This window comes from Anaerococcus martiniensis (assembly GCF_043187485.1).
Taxonomy (GTDB): domain Bacteria; phylum Bacillota; class Clostridia; order Tissierellales; family Peptoniphilaceae; genus Anaerococcus; species Anaerococcus martiniensis.
The window spans coordinates 1,295,814-1,314,616 of the sequence record NZ_CP171106.1 but is presented as its reverse complement, the minus strand read 5'-3'; the positions used below and the strand labels follow the sequence as shown (position 1 = coordinate 1,314,616).

The 18,803-nt window shown below is 33.2% G+C and carries 14 protein-coding genes and 1 rRNA gene; all 15 read right to left on the bottom strand.

The window, feature by feature from the left end:
- Positions 1–106 precede the first annotated feature (106 nt).
- Positions 107–1,634 (bottom strand): 16S ribosomal RNA (locus tag ACF3NF_RS06410).
- 423 nt (positions 1,635–2,057) lie between these two features.
- Complete coding sequence (locus tag ACF3NF_RS06405; protein ID WP_394022671.1) at positions 2,058–3,608, bottom strand: NAD(P)/FAD-dependent oxidoreductase; 1,551 nt, start codon at positions 3,606–3,608, stop codon at positions 2,058–2,060.
- A gap of 45 nt (positions 3,609–3,653) precedes the next feature.
- The gene (locus tag ACF3NF_RS06400) at positions 3,654–4,751 is read right to left on the bottom strand and encodes a tetratricopeptide repeat protein (RefSeq protein WP_394022670.1); all 1,098 of its coding nucleotides are present in this window, start codon (positions 4,749–4,751) and stop codon (positions 3,654–3,656) included.
- Between the two features lies 1 nt (position 4,752).
- A complete protein-coding gene (locus ACF3NF_RS06395; protein WP_394022669.1) occupies positions 4,753–5,439 on the bottom strand; it encodes a hypothetical protein in 687 nt (228 codons plus the stop codon).
- Positions 5,439–7,136: an arginine--tRNA ligase gene (gene argS / locus ACF3NF_RS06390; protein WP_394022668.1), complete on the bottom strand. Its 1,698-nt coding sequence runs from the start codon at positions 7,134–7,136 to the stop codon at positions 5,439–5,441. The genes ACF3NF_RS06395 and argS overlap by 1 nt, the downstream gene beginning before the upstream one ends.
- 9 nt (positions 7,137–7,145) lie before the next feature.
- Entirely contained in the window at positions 7,146–9,491 is a 2,346-nt protein-coding gene (locus ACF3NF_RS06385) for an endonuclease MutS2 (protein WP_394022667.1), read from the bottom strand.
- Positions 9,491–11,695: a peptidase U32 family protein gene (locus ACF3NF_RS06380; RefSeq protein WP_394022666.1), complete on the bottom strand. Its 2,205-nt coding sequence runs from the start codon at positions 11,693–11,695 to the stop codon at positions 9,491–9,493. Before ACF3NF_RS06380 ends, ACF3NF_RS06385 begins: the two co-directional genes overlap by 1 nt.
- Positions 11,695–12,186 (bottom strand): cell division protein ZapA, encoded by a 492-nt coding sequence (gene zapA / locus ACF3NF_RS06375; protein ID WP_394022665.1) that lies wholly within the window; start codon positions 12,184–12,186, stop codon positions 11,695–11,697. The genes ACF3NF_RS06380 and zapA overlap by 1 nt, the downstream gene beginning before the upstream one ends.
- A gap of 8 nt (positions 12,187–12,194) precedes the next feature.
- Complete coding sequence (gene pheT / locus ACF3NF_RS06370; RefSeq protein WP_394022664.1) at positions 12,195–14,579, bottom strand: phenylalanine--tRNA ligase subunit beta; 2,385 nt, start codon at positions 14,577–14,579, stop codon at positions 12,195–12,197.
- 8 nt (positions 14,580–14,587) lie between these two features.
- Positions 14,588–15,610, bottom strand: coding sequence for a phenylalanine--tRNA ligase subunit alpha (gene pheS / locus ACF3NF_RS06365; protein WP_394022663.1), 1,023 nt, complete (start codon positions 15,608–15,610; stop codon positions 14,588–14,590).
- A 234-nt stretch (positions 15,611–15,844) separates the two neighbouring features.
- Complete coding sequence (locus ACF3NF_RS06360) at positions 15,845–16,567, bottom strand: TrmH family RNA methyltransferase (RefSeq protein WP_394022662.1); 723 nt, start codon at positions 16,565–16,567, stop codon at positions 15,845–15,847.
- Positions 16,567–16,920, bottom strand: a complete 354-nt coding sequence (gene rplT, locus ACF3NF_RS06355) for a 50S ribosomal protein L20 (protein WP_262121926.1) — start codon at positions 16,918–16,920, stop codon at positions 16,567–16,569. The genes ACF3NF_RS06360 and rplT overlap by 1 nt, the downstream gene beginning before the upstream one ends.
- An 18-nt stretch (positions 16,921–16,938) precedes the next feature.
- Positions 16,939–17,136 (bottom strand): 50S ribosomal protein L35, encoded by a 198-nt coding sequence (gene rpmI / locus ACF3NF_RS06350; protein ID WP_262121924.1) that lies wholly within the window; start codon positions 17,134–17,136, stop codon positions 16,939–16,941.
- Positions 17,126–17,662: a translation initiation factor IF-3 gene (gene infC, locus ACF3NF_RS06345; protein WP_394024452.1), complete on the bottom strand. Its 537-nt coding sequence runs from the start codon at positions 17,660–17,662 to the stop codon at positions 17,126–17,128. The genes rpmI and infC overlap by 11 nt, the downstream gene beginning before the upstream one ends.
- 166 nt (positions 17,663–17,828) lie before the next feature.
- Positions 17,829–18,686, bottom strand: a complete 858-nt coding sequence (locus ACF3NF_RS06340; RefSeq protein ID WP_394022661.1) for a DegV family protein — start codon at positions 18,684–18,686, stop codon at positions 17,829–17,831.
- Positions 18,687–18,803: the final 117 nt, after the last annotated feature.

Genomic DNA, 18,803 nt, shown 5'->3' with positions numbered 1-18,803 from the left:
TATTGAAATTTAATTTATATCAATGATTATGCCTGTGTTTCTAATTGATAGAGAATAACATATCATTCTCTTTTCAGCGACGACTTGTCGTCGCTGAAATCCTTAGAAAGGAGGTGATCCAGCCGCACCTTCCGATACGGCTACCTTGTTACGACTTCACCCCAGTTACTGACCCTACCTTCGACTGCTGCTCCCAAACGGTTAGCTCACAGGCTTCGGGTATTGCCAACTTCCATGGTGTGACGGGCGGTGTGTACAAGACCCGGGAACGCATTCACCGTGGCATTCTGATCCACGATTACTAGCAACTCCAACTTCATGCACTCGAGTTGCAGAGTGCAATCCGAACTGGGACAGGCTTTTTGAGTTTTGCTTAACATCGCTGTCTTGCTGCCCTCTGTACCTGCCATTGTAGCACGTGTGTAGCCCAAGTCATAAAGGGCATGATGATTTGACGTCATCCCCACCTTCCTCCGGTTTGTCACCGGCAGTATTGCTAGAGTCCCCAACTTAATGATGGTAACTAGCAAAAGGGGTTGCGCTCGTTATGGGACTTAACCCAACATCTCACGACACGAGCTGACGACAACCATGCACCACCTGTATTTCAGTTATCCGAAGATATAGGCTCTTATCTCTAAGTGCTTCCAAAATATGTCAAGACTTGGTAAGGTTCTTCGCGTTGCTTCGAATTAAACCACATGCTCCGCTGCTTGTGCGGGTCCCCGTCAATTCCTTTGAGTTTCACACTTGCGTGCGTACTCCCCAGGCGGAGTGTTTAATGCGTTAGCTGCGGCACCCAGATTTACTCCAGACACCTAACACTCATCGTTTACGGCGTGGACTACCAGGGTATCTAATCCTGTTTGCTACCCACGCTTTCGTACCTCAGCGTCAGTTAATGGCCAGAAAGTCGCCTTCGCCACCGGTATTCCTCCTAATATCTGCGCATTCCACCGCTACACTAGGAATTCCACTTTCCCTTCCATTACTCAAGGTCCCCAGTTTTAGAAGCTTACTATAGTTGAGCTATAGCCTTTGACTTCTAACTTAAAAACCCGCCTACGTACCCTTTACGCCCAATGATTCCGGACAACGCTCGGTCCTTACGTATTACCGCGGCTGCTGGCACGTAATTAGCCGGACCTTATTCGTATAGTACTGTCATTTTCTTCCTATACAAAAGATTTTTACAACCCGAAGGCCTTCTAAATCACGCGGCGTCGCTGCATCAGGGTTTCCCCCATTGTGCAAAATTCCCCACTGCTGCCTCCCGTAGGAGTCTGGGCCGTGTCTCAGTCCCAATGTGGCCGTACACTCTCTCAAGCCGGCTACTGATCGTTGCCTTGGTGAGCTGTTATCTCACCAACTAGCTAATCAGACGCAAGTCCATCTTACACCACTAAACATTTTGACCAGATTATCATGCGATTGTCTGGTTTCATAGGGTATTATTCTCCGTTTCCAGAGGCTATCCCCTTGTGTAAGGCAGGTTACTCACGCGTTACTCACCCGTTCGCCACTAATCCATTCATTTTCATTCCGAAGAAATCTAATGAGTTTCATCGTTCGACTTGCATGTGTTATGCACGCCGCCAGCGTTAATCCTGAGCCAGGATCAAACTCTCATGAAAAATTATTTTACTACTATTTTAAATAGTAGATTAAGTCTTATTCATAAAAGCTTTTTGATTCAAGCTCTTTTCATTTACACTGATTTTAAAATCAATGCGTGATTTATTTTAATCGTCCTTTTATCAAAAGAATCAACTTGGTTAAAGTTGTCAATAACTTGTTAGTTATTTATTGATAGGTTGATTATGTTTTTGTTTTACATAATCATTGATATTAAATTTCATTTTAGATGTTTATAGAAACATCCGGTTCATTGTGTCGTTGTTTGTAACGACTTTTATAGTATACTACTATTTTTTGAACTTGTCAAGTGTTTTTTGAAAGTTCTTAAAAAGCTTTTTAAAAGCTCATGTTCTTTCGTAGTGACTATAGAAGTATACACCCTATTTTTTACCTTGTCAAATCTTTTTTTTCTAGTTTTTTTATTTTCTTGCTAAAATAGCCTCTGCTGTTTTAATTCCGTCTACTGCTGAGGATACTATTCCTCCTGAATGCCCGCTACCTTCTCCAATTACATATAAATTGTTTATGTCTTTAGATTTATTTTCTTCATCTCTAATCATCCTAATAGGTGATGAAGACCTGGTTTCTACTCCTGATAGTATTGCATCATTATCTGAAAATCCAGATAATCTATTTCCCATGTAATCTACTGCTTTTATAACCATTTTATCAATTGCTGCTGGATAGATGCCCCTTAGATTTGCTAATTTATAGGCAGATTCTATGGATGGTTTTACATCACCTAAATCTGTTGTTTCTATGTTTTCTTTAAAGTCTATAAATTTTTGTACTGGAACATCTCCCTTTGTTAAGTTATAGGTCTTTTTTTCAATTTCTCTTTGAAATCTCATTCCATCTAGCAAATTATTGCCATAGATTTCTTCTCCTATAGTTACAATAATTGCTGCATTTGAATTTTCTCCATCTCTGTCATGGTAGCTCATCCCGTTTACACAGGTCATATTTTCTTCGCTGCTGGCATTTACTACATATCCTCCTGGGCACATACAAAATGTATATGCAGAAAGACCACTTTCTTTGTCATTATAAGATAGATTATAAGATGCTGCTGGCAATAAATTGCCTTCTATATCAGATTTTTTACCATTATATTGGGCATCATTTATAGTTTGTATTTTGTGTTCAATTCTAAATCCAACTGCAAAATTTTTATTTTCCATAGAAATTTTATCACTTAACATTTCAAAAGTATCACGAGCTGAGTGTCCGACAGCTAAGACATATGCCCCACTTTTAATCTTTTTTCCATTGACAATTATATTTTCTACACTTTGATCTGAAAGATTTATATCATCCAAGTGGTGGGAAAAGTAAAACTCTCCACCATTTGCTTTTATTTCTTCACGCATATTTATAATTACATCGCGAAGTAAATCTGTACCAATGTGTGGCTTTGCATCTATCATAATATTATCTGGAGCACCATGCTTATGAAAAGTCTCTAAAACCATTCTCACTCTCGGGTCCTTGCTACGGGCGGTTAATTTTCCATCAGAATATGTGCCAGCTCCACCTTCTCCAAATTGGATATTTGATTCAGGATCTAATTTGCCAGTTTTTTTAAAGTTTTCTATGGTTTTTATCCTATCTTCTATGGCCTCCCCACGTTCGTAAACTTTTACCTTTACACCATTCTGAGCAAGAACGTAGGCTGTAAATAAACCTGATGGGCCTGCTCCTATTATAGAAACTTCTTTGGATGGATTATTAATTTTTATATTTGATTGTCTAAATTCAAACCTATCTGCATTTTTTATTCTTTTTAATTCTTTGTCACTTGGGTCAATATCAACTAGGACCTGGTAGGAGAATTTAATGCCTTTTCTGGAATCTATAGACTTTCTATAAATCTCGTAATTAAAGTCTTTTTTATTTATTAGCTTGGATATTTTTTGTCTTAATTTATCGGGATTATCTGATTCTAAAATTATATTCCTAATTATAATCATAAAGCCTCTTTCATTTTACTCATTTTAAAAGACCTCTAAGGGTCTTTAAATTTTGAATTGATCTTTAATTGTTAGTAAGTTTGACCTAATCTCATCGCTTAAATCATCATAGGTCAAAAGTTCATCTATGTCTTCTTTTGCCTTGCCAATATTGCCAAGAGTAAGGTTTATCTGAATTTTGTTATAAACCAATCTTGGGTCTTGGGGGTATTTTCTTAAGCCTTCTTCGATTATATTTAAAGCATCGATTTGTCTTTCATTTAAATATAAAGAAACTGCATAATCATTGTAAAGTTCTCTAAATTCTGCTCCAGCATCGAGTGAGTTTTCAAAAGCCATTATTGAATTTTCATATTGGCCAATATTTTGGTAGGCAACTCCCAAATAATAATAAGCATCAGCGCGTTTTTTATTTGAAAGTAGGCCTGTCAATTTCTTGATTGCACCATTGTAATCACTTTTGCCTATGAAATAGAGGGCTTCCTCGATTTCAGCATTGTCATTAATTTCGGTAAGCTTATCCCTAATTTCATCTTGAGCTTCGATAGAATCAGTTTTTTGAAGGGCATTATTATAATAACTTCGTGCTTTAATATATTCGCCAAGATTTGTATAGATATTTCCTAGTTCATAGTATGAAAAAGCAAAGTTTTCATCGTTTGAAATTATATTTTGCAAGATATCTAAGGCCTCTCTGATAAAATCTTCTTTATACTTATCGTTAACTTCAAAGGCTCTTGGCCATAAAAATCTTGCAAGTAAATATGCATTGTAATTATCAGTTGGATTTAAAATATAGCCACCTCTTAAGAGTAAAAGAGCTTTGTTGATGTCATCATCAGCAATTGCCATGGCCTTACTTGAAGCATATTTACTAATATCATCTATGAAATTCGCTAGGATAATTTTATATTCCTCGTTATGAAGAAATTCCTTGTCCGCTCCAATATTTATAATCATCCCATCTAGGAAATTTTCAAGCTCAATTTTTTCACTCATAGCGCCTGTCATAATCCCACTTTGTATGTCATCGATATAGATTGGAAGTGGAACATCTTCTAAAATTGGATAGGCTGATGAATCTTTTAGGTCAAGGTAAGCGAGATTTTCGGTAAATTGTATAAAATAATTGTCTAATCTCATCCTAACCTCTCATAAATTTTCTTTGGCGGTATGAATGTTTGTCTAAGTATTTAAATAAATGTCCTCTAACCAAGTAGAAAATCAAATCAATTATTGCGATTAAAAGTACATAAATTAAATGTCCTAAAATTCCATAAGTGATTGTAAATGTTAAATTTGTAATAATTATTATGCAAATTAAGGAAAATAATCCATAGGTGAAGAAATTATCGCACACAAATTTTGCAGATTTTTTAAGGGCATCAAATCCTGCATTGCCGTTTATATAAATTTCTTCTAATAAGGCAGACATAAGGAAGTTAAATCCTACATATAATATAATCTTTATGTCAGATAAGCCTGGCAATCCGCTTATTAGCATTTCTATTAGATAAAAGAAGAAATATGCTGATAAGATTGGTTGCCAAAAATTGTTTATAGAATTCATTATGGATTTTTTGCCTGTATTGCCATAAACAACAACCGATCTCATGGCTTGGGCAACAAAGCAAAGTAGGGCGACTTCAATAAAATAATTTATCAAACCACCAATAAATCCTCCACCAAGTATGCTGGTCGCTCTAGAATTTATTAAAAAGGCTCTGATTAAAATGACAATAAATGCTACATAAACTTTATTTATTTTGCTAAAACTTTCCTTAAAAGCATGGGATGTCACTTCCATAAAATCTTTTAATTTATCATTCATTACATTTTCTCCACAGTTTTTATTCCAAGTAAGTTAAGTCCAGATTTTATAACAATTGATGTTGCATAAGTTAAAGCTAAACGCTCATTCTTAATATTTTCATCATCTACCATTATTTGAGATGCATTGTAGAATTTGTTAAAGGCTTTGGCAATTTCTGTTAAATGCCTTGTTAAAAGAGATGGTTCGTATTTTTCGCAAGCTTTTGTAACCACATTGCCAAATTCTGCTAAAGTTTTTACTAAGGCAAATTCTTCATCTGTATTTATATTTTTAAAGTCAAGAGTTTCAAAAGTTCCTAATCCTGCTTTTCTTAAAACAGATTTTGCGCGTGCATAGGTGTATTGAACATATGGCCCTGTTTCTCCATCGAAGTTTAAAACTTCATCCCAGTCAAAAACATAGTCTTTGATGCGGTTATTGTATAATTCTTGGAATTTTACTGCACCAATACCCACAATTTTTGCAGTTTCTTCTATATCTTCTATCTTTGCACCACGCTCTTCCATAATTGATTTTGTTTTATCAATTGCTTTATTTAAAACATCTTCAAGGAAAACTACTTGGCCCTTACGAGTTGACATGGTTTGATCTTTTAGACTTACCATACCAAAGGCAATGTGCTTATTATCATCCCACCATTCATATCCCATTAGTTCTAGAATTTTTCTAAGTTGTTGGTAATGTAGGTTTTGTTGGGTGGCTACAACGTATAAGTTTTCTTCAAAATTATATTTTCTTTTACGATTTATAGCAGTACCTATATCACGAGTAATATATGAACTAGAGCCATTTGATTTTATAATGATGGCTGGAGTTAAATCATATGGACTTAAATCAACTATTTGTGCCCCATCACTTTCTACCAAAAGATTTTTTTCTTTTAAAATCTCGATGCTTTCTGGTATAAATTGTGAATTGTAGCTTTCTCCGTTATAATCATCAAATCGAATATCAAGTAGTCCATAGACTCTTTCAAACTCACGAAGGGAAATATCCTTAAACCATTGCCATAATTTAGTAGCTTCAGGATCTCCATCTTCTAAGTTTTTAAATTCAGCACGGGCAGCATCCATCATTTCTTTATTTTCGCTAGCTTCTGAGTTATATCTTACATAAAGTTTTAAAAGTTCATTAATAGGGTCTTTATTGATCGCATCTTCATCACCCCAAAGTTTGTAGGCTGCAATCATAGTCCCAAATTGTGTACCATAATCACCTAGGTAATTTGTAGCTATGACATTATATCCTAAAAACTCATGGATATTTCTAATAGCATCACCTTGGACAGTTGATCGAATGTGGCCTATATGGAATGGCTTTGCAATATTTACTGATGAAAAGTCAATTACAATATTTTTCCCATTGCCCTCATTAGATTTTCCATAGTCTTCTTTTTTTTCTAAAATCTCGTTTAAAACTGAGTTTTCGTAAAGATTTCTATCTACAAAAAAGTTTAAATAGGCATTTAGATTTGTAATTTTTTCAAATTCTTCGATTTCTAATTTTTCTGCCAAATCACTTGCAATTTGTGCTGGATTTTTTCTTAGTACTTTTGCTAGGGTAAAGCAAGGGAAGGAAAAATCTCCCATATCATCTTGTGGTGGAATCTCGATTAGATTATAAATCTCATCATAGGATAAGTTTAAATCCTCATTCTCTAGTTTTTTTGCAATTATATCTTTAAAATCTTTCATTAATCCTCCCTACTCAAAGCTAACTATTGTTACTCCATAGCCGCCTTCTTTGTCATCACCTAGTCTAAAATCTGCAATTCTTTTGTCTGTTTTTAAAGTTTCAGTAACTCCGTTTATCAAAGCACCTGTTCCCTTACCGTGGATGATTTTAGCTTTTGAAAGTCCTGCAAGCATTGCATCGTCTAAATATTTATCAAGATTTCTTATTGCCTCATCATATCTTTGTCCACGCAAATCAAGGATTGGTGAAATATTCATTGCTTTTTTAGCATTATACACTTTTTGAATATTTTTTTCTGTTTTGCTATCACTTTCTACTTTGGTGACATTTTTGATATTAGAATCCATTTTCAAGATACCCATTTGTAGCTTTATATTACCCTTATCATCTGGCTCAGATATTACTTCAGCACGTTCATTAATTCCTTCGATAATTACAATATCACCTAGTTTTAAATCTTCTGGAGCATCATCTGATTTGCCAATGCTAAGGCCTTTTTGTTTTCTCTCGATTTTACTAGATTTATATCTATTTCTAATATTATTTAAGCTACGGTCTATATCTGAAGTATTGGCATTTTTAGATTTTTTAGCTTCTTTTAGCATCTCTTGAGACTCTGTATTTGCTTTTTCTAAAATTTCATTTGCCTTATCTTCAGCTTCTCTAATAATAGCTGCTCTTTGTTTTTCTACTTCTTTTGATTTTTCTTCTAAATCTCTTTTAGCCTTTTGAATTTGTCTTTTGTAACGGTCTATTTCAGCGTTTTTAGCTTCGATTTCTTCTTTATTTTCTTCTATTTCTTCTAAGATTTTGTTAACATTTTTGGTATCTTCACCAAGTAAATTTTGGGCATTTTTTAAAATTTCTTCAGCAAGACCAAGTCTTCTTGAAATCTCAAAGGCATTTGATTTTCCCGGAGTACCTATCTCTAGTTTATATGTTGGAGAAAGGGTGTTTACATCAAATTCTACAGATGCATTCATCACTCCATTTGTTTCAACAGCATAGTATTTTAGCTCGCTGTAGTGGGTTGTTGCAAAGGTCATTATTTCTTTTTTACGTAAATAATCTAGTATAGAAATAGCAAGGGCTGCCCCTTCTGTAGGGTCAGTTCCAGATCCTAGTTCATCTAATAAGACTAAGGATTTGTCAGTTGAATTTTCTAATATATTTACAATTTTTGTAAGGGATGCAGAAAATGTTGATAAACTCATCTCTAGAGACTGGGTATCACCTATATCTACAAAAACATCATCGAAAACATTTATTATACTATTTTCCTCAGCTGGAATAAATAGCCCACTTTGGGCCATTAATGTTATCAAACCAACTGTTTTTAAAGAAACAGTTTTACCCCCTGTGTTTGGTCCTGTAATTATTAAAGTTTTGTAATCTCCACCGATTGCAACATCTATTGGTACAACTTTTCCAGTTAATAGCGGATGACGGGCTTGATTTAGTTTAATAATTTTATCTGTAGTTACCTTTGGAAGGCTGTGTTCGTTATTTATAGCATATTTTGCCTTGGCAGCTAAAAAGTCTATACGAGATATTAGCTTTTGATTTTCAAGAATTTCCACATCAAATTGCTGGACAAATCTAGAAAGTCTGTCTAGGATTCTTCTAATTTCATCTTCTTCCTTAAGTTCTAAATCCTTTAATTGATTATTAAGCTCGACAATAGCTGCAGGCTCAACAAAAATTGTATTTCCTGAAGATGATTTGTCGTGGATAATCCCGCCAATAACTGATTTTTTATTTGTTTTTACTGGTACTACATAACGTCCATCTCTCATGGAAACAACTTTGTCTTGCAAGGCATCATCGTATCTATCGTTTGTAATATAAGAATTTAATTTTGCCTTTATGTCAGCTTCTTTTCTGGCCTTTGACCTGCGGATATTTCTAAGCTCGCTTGATGCATTATCAGCAATCTCATCTTCGCTAATAATTGACCTTTCTATTTCATTTTTTATAAAATCATTGGTTGAAATTCGGTTAAATAAATCTTTGATATATGGTTCTTCGATTTCCTTGCCATATTCTTTTAAATAATCAGCTACCCTTAAAAGGTCGTTAATTTGTAAAAGTTCGTATGGTTCTAAAATCCCATTTTTTCTGACATAGCCAATCATATCAGTAAAATCATAGAGGCCAAAAAGATCTATATTTCCAAATCTTGAAATCACTCCTACCATTTGGGCAGTTTTTTCAAGTTCTTCTTTAATATCATCTGCATCTGTCATAGGAGTTAGATTTAAAATTTGATCTTTAACTATGTTTGAACGTGCTTGGATAGATAGTTGCTCTAAAATTTTCTGATATTCTAATACTTCTAAGGTACGTTCTTGCATTAAATCACTCCTTTCCTATAATCGTCTCTAATTTTAGCCTTACCTATATTTAAAATGTCATTATCTTCTAAAACTGAATATAAAAGTGATACATTATCTGAAAACTCATCGTGGTTAAATATGCTAGCTTGGTCCGGGTAAATTTTAGAATATGTCCCGTAACGAATGACTTTCATTTTTTCGCCATCGTGTGATTCTAATTCGCCTTTATTAAATCTACAAGTTTTACAACCAGACAATCCACATTTTTTTATTACAGAAAATGGGCAATGACGCATATTCATTAAAGCAGGCCTTGCAAAAACAAGGGCTTCGACAGCTTGATTTTTGCTTATATTATTTAAAATATCCAAATCTATTTCGCTTGAAACACAAATATCTTCTGCAAAGTTCTTATAAAAATATGCACTATGAGAATTGAAAATATTTAAATCCCTGCCTATTCTAATTTTTATGTCATTTGCAATAAAATCATTTATAAAGGCTAAATCTCTATAATTGTTGCAAATTACGCCTTTTATTTTATTTTCTTTTACAAATTCAATCATACTATCTATTTGGTATTCATCATGGGCATCCAAATTTAAATATAAATTATGGCCACTATATTTCGGATCAAAATTTCTGATATAAATATTATCAAAATCTTCTAAAAGCTCAGGGGATATATTGTTGCTTAGAAGTTCAACATTTTTTTCTACAATATGATCTTGATTTTTTTCTAAGACTGGCAAATTGATTTTTATTTCTTTTCTGTAATAATTATTTAAAATCTCTTCTTTTAAAGCAGCCACTCCCATGCGGCGGCATTCATTTATATCTTTTTTCCTAAGAAAAATCCCATCATCCATTTCAATATTTATTTGGTCTGGAGTAAATATTTCGTCATTAAATTTTGATAGATTATCTCTAATATCAGCTTCAGAAATCGCAATATTTTTTGCTTGTTCAACAATTGCATTATGATTATAAGTTGATGAAAAATTTTTGTATTCAAGTGTTATTTGGGGATTTTCTCCAAGTCTAGCCTTAAAATAAATATTAACCGGAAGATTACGATAGTTGCTAAGTGCTTGTTCTTTGCTTTTTGCTACTTTGCTAGAATTTACAATTAGAACATCAGATAAAACTTTTGCATCAGGATATTTTTCTAGGAAAATTTTCTCTCCTACTATGTAATCCCTAGTAGTGGTAAATGGAAGTTTTTTGCCCTTTTCTGTTGTAATCTCAAGATTATCACCCAGATATAAATCTGAATTAGTAATAAAATATTTTTTATTTTTACTATTTTCTACCTTACCGACACTTCTATGTTTATTATCATCTTTTAGGCTAATATAATTTTTGTTTTGACCAAAAATAAATCCTTTTGTGTATCCTCTATTTGAGCTATCTAGCATTTCGTTTTTGTCATAAGAGTTATTTTCTATTTTACTTTTGTAATTGGAAACTGCTGAGAATACATATTCTGGAGTTTTCATTCGGCCTTCAATTTTTAGGCAATCTACTCCTATTTCTAAAAGTTCATCTAAATTATCAATAGCGTTTAGGTCTTTCATATTTAGATAGTAATCATCGCCTAAAATTTTACCGTCAGAGATTAATTTATATTTTTGCCTACATGGTCCAGCACACCTACCTCTGTTTGCAGATCTACCTCCGTAATAAGAACTCATCAAGCATTCACCAGAAAAACTCACGCAAAGTGACCCGTGAACAAATACTTCTGTTTCTACGGGTAAGCTTGCAATTTTTCTTATTTCTTCTATTGGAGTTTCGCGGGCTATGACAATTCTATCAAAACCAAGGTCAGCAAGGTATTTTGCTCCAAAATATTCTCTTACGGCCATTTGGGTTGATGCATGTAATTCCATGCCTGGGACTTGATTTTTAATAATAGAAAAAAATCCTAAATCTTGGATGATAAGACCATCTACTCCATACTCATAAAGTTTCTCTACATAGGAAATAGCTTTTGCCATTTCGTGATCTTTTATAAGCGTATTCATTGTAATGAAGACACGTCTTTCAAAAAGATGAATGTAATCGATGGTTTCTTTTATGTTTTCTAAAGTAAAATTTTCCGCATAAGCACGAGCCCCAAAATCATCTAGAGCTAAGTAAAAACTATCAGCTCCTGCGGCAATCCCTGCAAAAAGCATATCTGAATTACCGACAGGAGCTAATATTTCAGGTTTTTTCATTAAATAGACCCTTTCAATTGGTCATTTTCTGATTTAAGGCTTACAACTTCTTTTTGTAGTCTTTCAAGTTCAGCTCTCAATTTTTCAATAGTTTTATCGCTTTGTTCATTAACAATTATTTTTTTGTTTAATGACTCATTTTCTGCTTTAAGTTCATTATTTTCTTCAAAAAGTTGGTCAATTTTTTCTATCAATTCATCATTGTGGGCTACGGATTTTTTGTAATTTTCTACAAGGCCAGGGAATTTTTCCATAGCCTCACTTGATTCTTCTTTTAGTCTTTTGTATCTATTGCCTACATTATATAAATCATTAGCAATATTTACACTTGCTAAAACCAATTCTCTATCATAGCTTAATTTATTTGATTTTACTTCTGCGATTTTCCCGCTTACATAATCAGCAATATCTCTTATTTGTTCTTCATTTTCGTCAGTTAATAAGGTATATGTTGCCCCGTCAATTTCTACCTGAACCTTTTTCTCGCTCATTTTTACTCCTAACTACGTAAAACTATGTTTGATTTTTCCAAATCATTTAAGATATTTTCTTCAATATCTTTTATATCTTCTTCTTTTAGGGTCTTATCATCTGATCTAAACTCTACCTTGTAGGATATAGATTTTTTGTCATTTTGAATTTGGTCACCTGTGTAAATATCAAATAACTCGATATTTTTAACAAGTTCTCCCCCATTATTTATAATTGTATCTTCTATAAATTTAGATTCAAGATTTCTATCTGTTACAAATGAGTAATCTCGGGTGATTGCTGGGTATTTTGGAAGAGCCATATATTTTCTATCCTTGATTCTTTGATCTCTTATTTGAGATAAGTTAATTTCTAAAATTAAGGCTCCTTTTTTAATGTCGTATTCATCACGCACTTCATAGGAAACCTCTCCCATAGTACCGATAAATTCATCACCATAATAAATATCCGCACATCTTCCCGCATGGAAAATAGGATTTTCTTTTTGAGTCTTATAAGTAAATCCAACAAATCCAACACGGTCCATAGCAACTTCAAATATATCTTTTAAGTCATAGAAATTATATGAACCATAAAGTCCCATTGTCAATGTATCATTTTCATTTGGTAAATCTAACTCTGTTTTTTCAAAGGTTTTTCCAAGTTCAAACAATTTTAAGTCTTTTTGTCCACGGTTGATATTTTTTGCAATAACGTCTAACATATTTGACAACTGGGTTGTTCTCATTACAGAGAAGTCTTCACCTAGCGGGTTTGTTAATTTTATATATTCTCTTAGGTTTGAATCTTTTAAAACTCCCATTCTGTCAAATTCTCTAGGAGAAATGAAAGAATAAGTAGTTAGTTCAGAAAATTTTTGACCAGCTAGTTCTCTTTTTAAATCATCTCTTAAAATTCTAGCATCTGATCTAAGTCCTCTTTGTAGGCTTGAATAAAGTGGTTTTGGTTCAATATTCCCCATACCATAAAGTCTTATAACTTCTTCAATAAGGTCTGCTTCAATTTCAATATCATTTCTAAAGAAAGGAACTTTGGCACGGATTGTGTCAGAATCTATATCTTCTATTTCAAATTCTAATAGTTCTAGATTTCTAATAGCTTCTTCTTTGCTAAAGTCTACTCCTGTTAGAGCATTTAATCTAGATATTCTTAAATCTACGTATCTATCTTCTATATATGTTAAGCCAACCATATAGGAATCATCATATATTTCTCCATAGGATAGCTTATCAATCAGATGAAGAACTCTTCTTGAAGCAAAGTCTGCCATTTGAATAGGGACTCCCTTTTCAAATCTAGTGGAAGCTTCTGACCTAAGCTTTAGTTTTTTGGAAGTTTCACGAACTGAAGCCCCATTGAAATTTGCTGCTTCTAGGACTATGTTTTTTGTTTGGCTTGTAACTTCAGTATCATAGCCACCCATAACACCCGCTATAGATATGGCTTTCTTATCATCAGCTATAACAATCATTGACTTATCCAACTGTCTATCTTCGCCATCTATAGTTTTAATAATTTCTCCATCTTGGGCTTCTCTTATTGTTATCCCACCATTAACTTTGTCTAAGTCATAAGCGTGGAGGGGTTGACCTGTTTCTAGCATTACAAAATTTGTTATATCTACAATATTATTTATAGGTCTCATTCCAGCTAGGATTAGGTAGTTTTGTAGCCATTGAGGTGATGGTTCAATCTTTACATCCTTTATAACTCTTGCTATAAATTGCTTGCAATTATCGGAATATAGAATTAATCCTTTAAATACTTCTCTAAGGTCCTTGCCATTGGTTTTGTAATCTAAGTCTGGAAGCTTGATTTTTTCTCCAAAACTTGCAGCACTCTCGCGAGCCATACCTATTATTGAAAGGCAATCAGGCCTATTTGGAGTAATCTCATATTCTATTACTGGTGTATTTGAAAATAGAACTTCGCTTACTGGAGTTCCTGGCTTATACTCTTTGTTAAGAATTATTACCCCGTCTTTAAACTCTTTTGGAATTACATTATCAGGATATCCTAGCTCTTGATATGAAGTAAGCATACCCTCTGAATTGATTCCAAAAAATTCATGGTCCCCTATAAAATCTCCATTGTCTAACTTTGTTCCACTTTTAATTACAAATAAATAATCACCTTTTTTAGTGTTTTTTGCTGCTGTTATTATTGTTGCAGGCTCATCACGGCCTATGTCTATCTTTAAAACTTGTAGTCTATCAGCATCAGGGTGCTTTTCTTGTTCTAGAACATGGCCTACAACCACACTTTCTAGGGCACTCGTTGTAATTGTCACTTCCTCAACATGAGATCCAGTTTCTGAAAGTCTATCTGTAATAGTTTTTAAATCTTCATCTATTTTTACGTAATTATTTTGCCAAACTAAAGGTACTAACATTATTTCTCCTAAAATTGTTCCAAAAATCTTTTGTCATTGTCATAAAGTAATCTGATATCATCTAGGCCATATTTAACCATGGCAATCCTATCAACTCCCAGACCAAAAGCAAATCCAGTATATTTTTCGCTATCGATTCCACAAGCTTCTAGTACATTTGGATGTACCATTCCACCACCTAAAAGCTCCATGGACCAACCAGTATTTCCGCAAGCTGGGCAACCTTCACCACGGCAAATAGGACAAGTTGCATCGACTTCTAGAGATGGCTCAGTAAATGGAAAATGGTGAGGACGGTATCTAAGCTCCATGTCATCTCCAAACATTTCTTTTATGAATGTTTCGAGTGTTGCTTTTAAATTTGCCATTGATACATTTTCATCTACAACCAAGCATTCTAATTGGTGGAACATTGGAGAGTGAGTGGCATCTACCTCATCATTTCTAAATACTCTTCCTGCTGATACCATTTTGATTGGTAATTTTCCTTCTTCCATAACTCTAATTTGCATTGATGAAGTGTGTGGTCGAAGTAATATATCATCTGTTATATAAAAAGTATCGGAAGTTGACCTTGCTGGGTGGTCTGCTGGTGAATTAAGATCATCAAAAACTTTTTTAACAGTATCTATTTCTGGTCCTTCCACAACATCAAAGCCCATATTTTGGAAAATAGTTTCAAGTTCTTCTAGTGTTTGATTTATTAATGCTAAGTGTCCGCTATCATGTTTTTCAAAATGAGCAGTAACATCAATTGTTTCTTCAACTATTTTTTCTTTTAATAGTTCTTTTTTAAGCAGCTCAGATTTTTCAGCAAGGGCATTTTCAATTTGAGTACTAGTTTCATTTATAAGTTTTCCTGCCATTGGCTTTTCTTCATTTGGCAGTTTTGAAATATTTTTCTTTAAATCTGTCATCACACCTTTTTTACCAAGGTATGTAATTCTTATTTTTTCAAGCTCATCTAAACTTTTTGCAGCTTCAATTTCATTTTGGGCCTTTGTTAAGCTTTGCTTTAAATTTTCTTCCATTGTTTTCCCTTTCAATTTTTGTAATAAAAAAATCCTGCCCTATTGAAAGGACAGAATTTATCTGCGGTACCACCTTAATTGGTTAATATTAACCCACTTAATAGCTTATAACGCAGCAAATCGTATCAATTACTAATTTCATATCAAGCTTCATCGGTGAATATATTTAGCCGGAACTTTGAGGGCTTCCATCATCTCCTCTTGCTGGTAAAGAATAACTAAAGTTTTTCCGAATCATAAGCTAAGATTATTCATCAAAATGCTAGCTGCAATAGCTGCATTTAAGGATTCTATTTGCCCTTTCATAGGAATTTTCACAAATTTATCTGTCATTGACCTTATGGTATCAGACAAACCATTTGCTTCGTTTCCTATAACAAGGATAATATCGTCCTCTATCTTACATTTATTAATATCATACCCGCTCATGTCGGCTGCTACCAATTTGTAAGATTTTTTTAACAAATCAAGATCTTCATAGCTTATTTGTTTTATATTTAATCTAAAAATTGAGCCCATTGAGGCTCTTAAAGTTTTTTCATTATATATATCAACAGTATTTGGTCCTAGAAGAATGTCATTAAAACCAAAAGCTTCTGCAGAACGGATAATAGTTCCCATATTGCCTGGATCATTTAGGCCATCTAAAAGTAATACTCTTTTTGATGAGATTTCATTTTCCTTTTTCTTTTTAACCACTGCTGCAAATCCATCTGGAGATTTAAAGTTAGATAGTTTATTAAAAAGATTATCATCAAAAATTATTTTTTCAAGATTAGCTTGATAATCCTTTTTAGATTCTGATAAAAAAATAAAATCAACATCAGCAGAAGAGATAGCCTCTTCTACTAATTTTTTAGATTCTATAATGAATTTATCTTCTATATCCCTATACTTTTTATTTCTTAGTTTTGATATATATTTGTATTTTTGATTGGATGTAGAATTTATTACCATTAAGCGTTTTGGTTAGCTAATTCTACAATTTTGCTAAATTCTGCTGGATTTTCTACAGCGATTTCTGCAAGCATTTTTCTGTTGATATCAATGTTTGCTTTTTTAAGGTTACCCATAAGTTTTGAGTATGTTGTACCATTAAGTCTTGCTGCAGCGTTGATTCTTGCAATCCATAATTTTCTAAAATCTCTTTTTCTATGTTTACGTCCAATATAAGCATAGTTTAAAGATTTCATTACAGCTTGGTTGGCTGTTCTATATAGAAGGCTTTTTGAACCATAGTATCCTTTTGCTTGTCTTAATACTTTTTTATGTTTTTTCTTAGCGTTGATTGCTCTTTTTACTCTTGCCATTTTCTATTTGCCTCCTAATTACATTCCTAATAATTGTTTAACATTTCTTTCATCAGCTTTTGAAACTAATGTTGCTTTTCTAAGGTTTCTTTTTCTAGCTGGTGATTTTTTAGCTGTTAAGTGACCTTTATACGCTTTTCTTCTTACGATTTTTCCGCTACCTGTTACTTTAAATCTTTTTGCAGCAGCTCTTCTTGTTTTATTTTTATTTGCCATTTTCTTCTCCTTTTGGTTCTAGAAACATTACTAGGGATCTGCCTTCCATTTTTGGTTTTTTGTCAACCACGGCGCTATCTCCTAGCATTTCTTTAAATTTATCCATCAATTCATAACCTGGTTCTTTACGGCCAAGTTCACGACCTCTAAATCTTATAGAAACTTTTACCTTATCCCCGTTGTTTAAGAATTTAATGGTTTGATTTGCCTTGGTTTGTAAATCATTGTCTTCGATATTTAAGGAAAATCTTGTCTCTTTTAATTGAGCATTTTTTTGTTTTTTCTTATTTTCTTTTTCCTTTTTTTCTTGATCGTATTTGTACTTACCATAATCCATGATTCTTGTAACAGGTGGTTTTGCATTTGGACTCATCAAAACTAGGTCAAGTTTTGCATCATCTGCACGATTTTGTGCATCTTTTAAAGTTGTAATACCAACTTGGTTACCATTTTCATCGATTAATCTTACTTGGTTAGCTCTAATTTCATTATTTATTCTTAAATCTTTTATAGTTATACCTCCAATGTATAATTACATAAAAAAAGCGGGCACAAAGTACCCGTTCCAATTTTTAAATCTTATCTTTAAAAATTATTAACCTACAAATTTATATCGGCAGGTGAGTATCTGGGTACTTCTTTGTTGTCTATGTCGTATATAATACTATCTTTATTTGATTTTGTCAAATGATTTATTCATCTATTTTTAAATACCCTACAGAATAGGCCTTACTACCAGCATGGGCAGATATTGCAGATCCAAATTGGCTTGTTAGGGCAAGTTCTGCATTTTGTTCTATATTTTCTAATCTATTTTTTATTTCTTCAAGTAGACTATTGTCTGTTCCTGAAATATAGGTCATATAGTATATTTTAACATTTGCTAAATCTTCTCTGATTTTTTCTTCTATAATAGCATAGGATTTTTCCTTTTTAACTTTTAGTTTTATAAGGTCAAAATCCCCCTTGCCGTCTAAAGACAATACTGGTTTAAAATTTAGAATGGATGAGGCTCTTTTAGCAACTTTACCAAGTCTACCACCTGCTTTTAAGTATTTTAGAGTATCAAACCAAACATAGGCCTTTTGGTTACCAACATTCTTGTTTAGTTTTTCTACTATTTTTTCAAAATCAAATCCCTCTTTTATAAGGTCATTTGCATAGATTACCATCAACCCTTCTAAAAGAGTAACCGAGCCGCTATTTACCATGGCTATTTCTAGCCCATGTTTTTCTGCTAACTCAGCATTTGAAAAAGTAGAAGATAGTCGTGGGTTTAAACCAACATAAATTGCTTTTTTATAACCGTCTTCAGCAACCTTTTTAAAAACCTTAGAAAAATCTGCCGGTGCAGGCGAGGTTGTTTTTGCTGTGAAAGATGAATTTTCTTTATTTCTTCTATCTAGGTCAGCAGGACTAATTTCCACCCTATCTTCGTAGTATTGGTCATCGACTATTACATATAAATTTGCTACATATATATTATTTTCTCTGATAAATGTCTCTGATAAATCTGCTCCCGAGTCAGTAATAAGAGCTATTTTTTCCATAAACCCTCCTTTGATTATGAAATACATTTAATCTAAATTATGATATTTCTCTGTATACAAAAATACTCATGGCCATGGCCATGAATATTTCAAAGTATATTTAGTTTTATCCGCTAG

What these genes read in the sequence shown, in the direction of transcription:
- ACF3NF_RS06405 (WP_394022671.1), bottom strand. Translation starts at nt 3,608, where the DNA reads ATGATTATAATTAGGAATATAATTTTAGAATCAGATAATCCCGATAAA.
- ACF3NF_RS06400 (WP_394022670.1), bottom strand. Translation starts at nt 4,751, where the DNA reads ATGAGATTAGACAATTATTTTATACAATTTACCGAAAATCTCGCTTAC.
- ACF3NF_RS06395 (WP_394022669.1), bottom strand. Translation starts at nt 5,439, where the DNA reads ATGAATGATAAATTAAAAGATTTTATGGAAGTGACATCCCATGCTTTT.
- argS (WP_394022668.1), bottom strand. Translation starts at nt 7,136, where the DNA reads ATGAAAGATTTTAAAGATATAATTGCAAAAAAACTAGAGAATGAGGAT.
- ACF3NF_RS06385 (WP_394022667.1), bottom strand. Translation starts at nt 9,491, where the DNA reads ATGCAAGAACGTACCTTAGAAGTATTAGAATATCAGAAAATTTTAGAG.
- ACF3NF_RS06380 (WP_394022666.1), bottom strand. Translation starts at nt 11,695, where the DNA reads ATGAAAAAACCTGAAATATTAGCTCCTGTCGGTAATTCAGATATGCTT.
- zapA (WP_394022665.1), bottom strand. Translation starts at nt 12,186, where the DNA reads ATGAGCGAGAAAAAGGTTCAGGTAGAAATTGACGGGGCAACATATACC.
- pheT (WP_394022664.1), bottom strand. Translation starts at nt 14,579, where the DNA reads ATGTTAGTACCTTTAGTTTGGCAAAATAATTACGTAAAAATAGATGAA.
- pheS (WP_394022663.1), bottom strand. Translation starts at nt 15,610, where the DNA reads ATGGAAGAAAATTTAAAGCAAAGCTTAACAAAGGCCCAAAATGAAATT.
- ACF3NF_RS06360 (WP_394022662.1), bottom strand. Translation starts at nt 16,567, where the DNA reads ATGGTAATAAATTCTACATCCAATCAAAAATACAAATATATATCAAAA.
- rplT (WP_262121926.1), bottom strand. Translation starts at nt 16,920, where the DNA reads ATGGCAAGAGTAAAAAGAGCAATCAACGCTAAGAAAAAACATAAAAAA.
- rpmI (WP_262121924.1), bottom strand. Translation starts at nt 17,136, where the DNA reads ATGGCAAATAAAAATAAAACAAGAAGAGCTGCTGCAAAAAGATTTAAA.
- ACF3NF_RS06340 (WP_394022661.1), bottom strand. Translation starts at nt 18,686, where the DNA reads ATGGAAAAAATAGCTCTTATTACTGACTCGGGAGCAGATTTATCAGAG.